This is a genomic window from Xanthobacter autotrophicus, from assembly GCF_029991245.1.
GTDB lineage: Bacteria > Pseudomonadota > Alphaproteobacteria > Rhizobiales > Xanthobacteraceae > Xanthobacter > Xanthobacter autotrophicus_C.
Window position 1 is genome coordinate 1 of the sequence record NZ_JAIVFO010000207.1, and the last position, 5,762, is coordinate 5,762.

Here is a 5,762-nt window from a genome sequence, read left to right on the forward strand (position 1 = left end):
GCTCTGGCGGGAGCGGCGCGGGGAGCGGGAGCGGGAGCGGGAGCGGGGCCACCACCGGCAGCGTGACCCTTGCCACCTCCGGCGGCAGCGCCTGCGCCACCACGGCGGCTTCCGCGACACCGTCCATGCGCTCCAGCCGCTGGCGCCAGAGCGTGGCGGCAAAGGCATCGGGCACCGGCAGGCGGGCCAGCGCCGCGTCATCCACCGCCCCGGCCTCGGTGAGCGGCAGGGCCGCCACCGCAACCCATGCCACCGGTCGCTGCCATGGGGGCAGGATGCTTGCGGCATGCAGCGGCCACGCCTCCGGCGCCGCATGGCCGTGTGGCACGCCATAGGCGACGAGGCGGGTTGCGCCCGCCGTATCCACCCGGTCCAGCACCCGGCACTCGGCGAGGCCGGCATGCCCGCGCAAATCCGCCTCGATGACGGCGAGGCCGAAGCGCAGGCCGCCCGCCTCCACGCGTCGCCCACCATCGGGTCGGCGCTCGAAGCGCCCGTCGGCGCGCTGCCGCGCCCGCGCACCCGGCGTCACCTCGGGCAGTCCCGTGGCGGGTGTGACCACGAGGCTGCCGACACCGCCCAGCGGCACCATCTGGCCATGGCGATCAAGGATGCGCAGGGGCGCGCCCAGCAGCGGCACCCCCTCCCCCACCGGCTGTGCCAGCACCGGCCCGCCGGCTTCCGCGAACTGCCACAGGGTGAAGACATGGGCCCCCGCCGGGCCGGAGGCGCCGGGGAGCGGATCACCATCGAGGAACACCAGCCGCAGCGGCAGGCCATCCAGCAGCGGCAGGGCGGCGGCAGGCAGCATCGCGAACGATGCCCCTGTGGCACGTGCCTGCGCCGCCAGCGCGGCCGGCTCGGCTTCAATCGGCACAAGCGCCACTTTGGCTCCCACCGTCAGCGGCCAGAACAGGCTGGCGACCGCCGATATGTCGTGGAGCGAAGCGGCGAACAGGCTGACATCGCCAGCCCCGAGCCGGAACGCCTGCCGCAGCCACGCCAGCCGCTCCGCGACCGCCCGTTCCGGCACGGCCAAGAGCGCCCGTTCCGGCGCGATCAGGGCAAAAGCGGATGGGTCGGCGGCGGCGGTGCCTGCCTTTGCAAGATCTCCCTTAGCGAGATCTCCCTCAGCGAGACTTGCCTCTGCGGCCCCCTCCTGCGTCAGCACGAACCGCGCCGATGCCCGCAAGCGGTCGAGCCGTGCCGGCGCATCATCCGGCTCCAGCGGCAGGAGTGCGCAGCCGGCCTTCAGGATGCCGATGAGGCCGGCAACCAGCACCGGCCCGCGCGCAAGGGCTAGCCCCACCCCATCCCCCGGCCGCGCGCCCCGGCCGCGCAGGGCATCGGCCCATGCCGCCGCGCGAGCGTGCAGTTCACCGTAGGTCAGCCCCTCCCCGCCATCGGACACCGCCGGGGCGTCGGGCGTGAGCCCCGCCTGGCGCTCGAACAGGGCCACGAAGCCCTCGGCCGGGGCGACGGCACGGCCTTTTCCCTCCGCCATCAGCCGCGCCAGCAGGGCGCGCTTCTGGGCGGCGGAAAGGCCGGTGCCGGCCCCCGCAGGGCCATCGTCCCGGGCGATGCTCATGGCGCGTGTCTCATGGCGCGTGTCTCATGAAGCCTGTCTCATGGTGTGTGGTCGACGCCCTCGTCCATCATCTCGCGCAGCAGGGCATCCACCTCCGCGTCGCTGAGGTTCTCGATCTGCTGGAGCGTCTGCGCCAGCGCATCGGAGGCATCGGGTGCGGCCGACGCCAGCGGCAGCCGCGACACCGGCAGGTCGGGGGCCTCCACCATGGCTGCGAGCACCGCCGCGAACTGGCGCTCCAGCTGCGCGACGCTCGCGGCATCGAACAGGTCGGCATTGTAGATGAAGGAGGTGGAGAGGCCCTGGTCGGTCTCCCAGACATGCACTTCCAGGTCGAAGCGCACGGTGCCGTTGTCGAGGTCCCAGACCGGGCCGATCTTCAGGTCCCGCGCGTCGAGGTCGGGCTTCGGCACGCCGCGCTGAAGCACGAGGATCACGTCGCAGAGGGGATTGCGGCCGGGATGGCGCTCCGGCTTCAGCTCCTCCACCAGTCTCTCGAACGGCACGTCCTGATGGGCAAGGCCCCCGCGCACCGTCTCCGCTTCGCGGGCGAGGGCCGCGCGCACGGTGGGGTCGCCCGAAAGATCGCCGCGGAACACCACCATATTGGCGAAGAAGCCGATGAGCCCCTCGATCTCCGGCCGGTCGCGATTGGCCACCAGCGAGCCGATGACGATATCGGGCGCCTCGGTGAGGCGATGCAGCAGGATCCGGAAGCCGGCGAGAAGGGTGGCGAACAGGCCCGCCCCGGCGCTGCGGCCCAGCGCCTTGAGGCCATCCGCCAGATCCTTCGGCAGCATCACGGTGAAGGCGCCGCCCCGGTGCATGATTGCGCCGGTGCGTGGCCGGTCGGTGGGCAGGTCCAGCACCGGCAAGGGCGCGGCGAGCTTTCCGCGCCAATAGTCCAGCTCCGCCGCAAGGCGCGGCCCGCTGAGCCAGTCGCGCTGCCACATGGAAAAGTCGGTGTATTGCACCGGCAGCTCCGGCAGGGGCGAGGCCTCGCCGCGGGAGAAGGCCCGGTAGAGCGCCCCCAGCTCCTGGATGAACACCACCGCCGACCAGCCGTCCGTGACGATGTGGTGGATGGCGACGATGGCCCGCTGCAGCTCCGCGCCCAGCTTCAGCACCGTGAGCTTGAACAGCGGCCCTTCGGCCAGATCGAAGGTGCGGCGGGATTCCCCATCCACCCACCGCGCCATCTGCCGCGCGCGCTCCGCCTCGGGCAGGCCGGAGAGGTCCACCCACTCCAGCGGCAGCGGCAGGTCGGTCGCGATGCGCTGCACCGGCGCGCCGTCCACCTCCGGGAAAGAGGTGCGCAGCGCGCCTTGCCGGCGGACGATTTCCGCCACGGCGCGGGCGAAGGCGTCGGGCTCGAACGGGCCTTCCAGGAACAGGGAGAAGGTGACGGTGTAGAAGGCCGACCCCGGATCGAGCCGCGACAGGAACCACAGGCGCTGCTGCGCGAACGACGCCGGCGCCTCGGCAAGGTGAAGCGGCACGATGCCTGTGGGCGGCGCCGCGCCCTCCCCCGATGCCGGCGCGATCTTGCCGGCGGCCACCGCCACCAGCTGGGCGAGGCTGCCCGCCTCCATCATCTCCGCCACCGGCAGGTCGATCTCCAGCTCGGTGCGGATGCGGTTGCGCAGCTGGATGCTGACGAGGGAATCCAGCCCCAGCTCCTGCAGCGGCTGGGTTTCGGACAGCACCTCCCCGCCCTCCAGCCGCAGCAGGCGGCCGACGACGCCGCGCAGATACTCCAGCAGCAGGCCGTCGCGTCGGGGGGCATCCGCACTGCGCAAGGCGGTGCGCAGGGCGGCGAATGTCTCGGCGGCGGCAGCGGCCTGCTCCAGCTCCCGCTCCACATGGGCGAGCACCGAGAGGCGGCGCGGCAGGCCCTCGAAGTAAAGCCGCCAGTCGAACGGGGCGACGCCTACCTCGGCGGCATTCTCCCGCATCAGCTGGCCGAGGATGGCGAGCCCCTTCACCGGCGGGATGCTGCCGCCATAGGCGAGGCTCGCGGCCACCGCCCCGCCGGCGGTCATGCCGGTGTCCTGCCAGCCGCCCCAGTTGATGGCGAGGGCGGGCAGGCCCCGGGCGCGGCGGGCGTGAGCCAGCCGGTCGAGGAAGGCGTTGGCGGCGGCATAATTGGCCTGCCCCGGCGCGCCGAGCACCGAGCCGAGCGAGGAGAACAGCACGAACAGGTCCAGCGGGCGATGCTCCGTGGCCCGGTGCAGGGCGAAGGCGCCGCGCACCTTGGCGGCGAACACGCTGGACAGCCGCGCCGGATCGAGCGCGGTGAGAACGCCGTCATCCAGCACCCCGGCGGCATGGATGACGCCCCGCAGCGCCGGCATGCCGGCATCGACGGCCGCGAGCACCTCTGCCAGCGCGGCCTCGTCCCCCACGTCGGCGGCGAACACCTCCACCCGCGCCCCGGCAGCCCGCAGCGCCGCGATGGCGGCCTCGGCCTCCCGGTCCGGCGCGCGGCGGCCGACGAGGGCGAGGGTGCGGGCGCCGCGCTCCACCATCCAGCCGGCCACCAGCCGGCCGATGCCGCCGAAGGCGCCGGTGACCAGATAGGTGGCGTCGGCGACAAAATCGCCCCGGCGCGCGCCGGCGGCGGGCGTCGCCAGCACCAGCTTGCCGGTGTGCCGCGCCTTCTGCATGGAAGCCATGGCGTCGAGCGCGTCCTCCACCCCGTAGATGGTGGTGACGGGCTGGCCCAGCGCGCCGCTCGACATCAGCTCCAGCGCCTCGGCGAGCAGCGCGCGCACCAGCTCGGGCTCCTCCACGGCGGTGATGTCGAAATTGACGATGGAATAGGAGATGTCGCCCCGCGCCGCGCGGGCCTGCTCCACGCTCCAGATGTCGCGCTTGCCGATCTCCACGAAATGCCCGCCCGGCGTCACCACCGAGAGGCTGGCGGGAATGGCCTCGCCGCCCAGGCTGTTGAGCACGATATCGACGCCGCGCCCGCCCGTCAGCCGCATGATCTCGTCGGCGAAGGCGGTGTCGCGTGAGTTCATGATGTGGGTGACGCCCAGCGCCCGCAGGAAGTCGTGCTTGTGGGGGCTGGCGGTGGCAAAGATCTCGGCGCCCACCATCTGGGCGATGCGGATGGCGGCGATGCCCACGCCGCCCGAGGCAGAATGGATCAGCACCCTGTCCCCGGCCTTGATGCCGGCGAGGTGGTGCAGGCCGTACCAGGTGGTGAGATAGACGATGGGCAGGCCCGCCGCCTCCACCACCCCCATGCCCTGCGGCACCTTGAAGACCACCGCTGCCGGCAGGGTGACGTGGCTGGCGAAGGTGCCGAAATGCATGGCGACCACCTCGTCGCCGGGCGCAAGACCGGTGACGCCCGGCCCCACCCGCAGCACCCGCCCGGAGCATTCCCCGCCGAACGGGCCGGCCTCGCCGGGATAAAGGCCCATGGCGTTGAGCACGTCGCGGAAGTTGAGGCCCATGCCCAGCACTTCCAGCTCCACCTCCCCCGCCTGCGGGCGGCGGCGGGCATGGGGCACCACCAAAAGCCGGTCGAGGCCGCCCTCGGGCAGCCGATCGATGCGATAGGGGGTGTCGGGAATGTCCAGCCGGTTGGGCACTACTGTGCTCTGGTGGTGCTTCAGCCGCGCCACGAATCGGGCGCCGGCGCGATAGGCCACCTGCTGCTCGCCATCGGCGCCGGTGAGTTCGGCGGCGATCTGCGCGGCCTCATCCGCCGCAGCCTCGATTTGCGCACCCTCTGGAGCAAGGTCGAGGAGTGTTGCGGGCAGGTCGGGATATTCGTGCCACACGGTGCGCATCAGGCCCCAGAGCGGCGCGGCGGCAAGGCCCGCATCGGCCGGCGCCTCGTCGGCCACGACGCCGCCCTGGGCGCCGCGCGTGAGCACGAACAGCGGAAGATCGCTTGTGCGGCCGGCGGCGATCATGGCCTGTATCAGCGCCAGGAGATCGGCGCCGGCGCGCTCGGCGGCATCGGGGATATGGGCATCGCCGGCCTGCGCGCGCAGGTCCAGCGCCCGCAGATCCACAAGGCCGGCGAAAGCGCCGGTGGCGAGGAGATCCGGCAGGCGGCCGACCTCCCCCGCAGGCAGGAGCAGCGCGGACCAGCCCGGCGCCTCCAGCCGCGCGGCGATGGCGCTCGCCAGCCCGTCGCCGCCCACCAAAACCC

The 5,762-nt window shown here is 72.9% G+C and carries 2 protein-coding genes; both read right to left on the minus strand.

Features of this window, described 5'->3' with window-relative positions:
- The coding region (locus K9U41_RS21435; protein ID WP_282642874.1) for an AMP-binding protein at nucleotides 1–1,588 on the minus strand (1,588 nt) is incomplete at its 3' end.
- A 38-nt stretch (nucleotides 1,589–1,626) separates the two neighbouring features.
- Nucleotides 1,627–5,762: SDR family NAD(P)-dependent oxidoreductase (locus tag K9U41_RS21440; protein ID WP_282642875.1), on the minus strand; the 4,136-nt coding region annotated here is incomplete at its 5' end.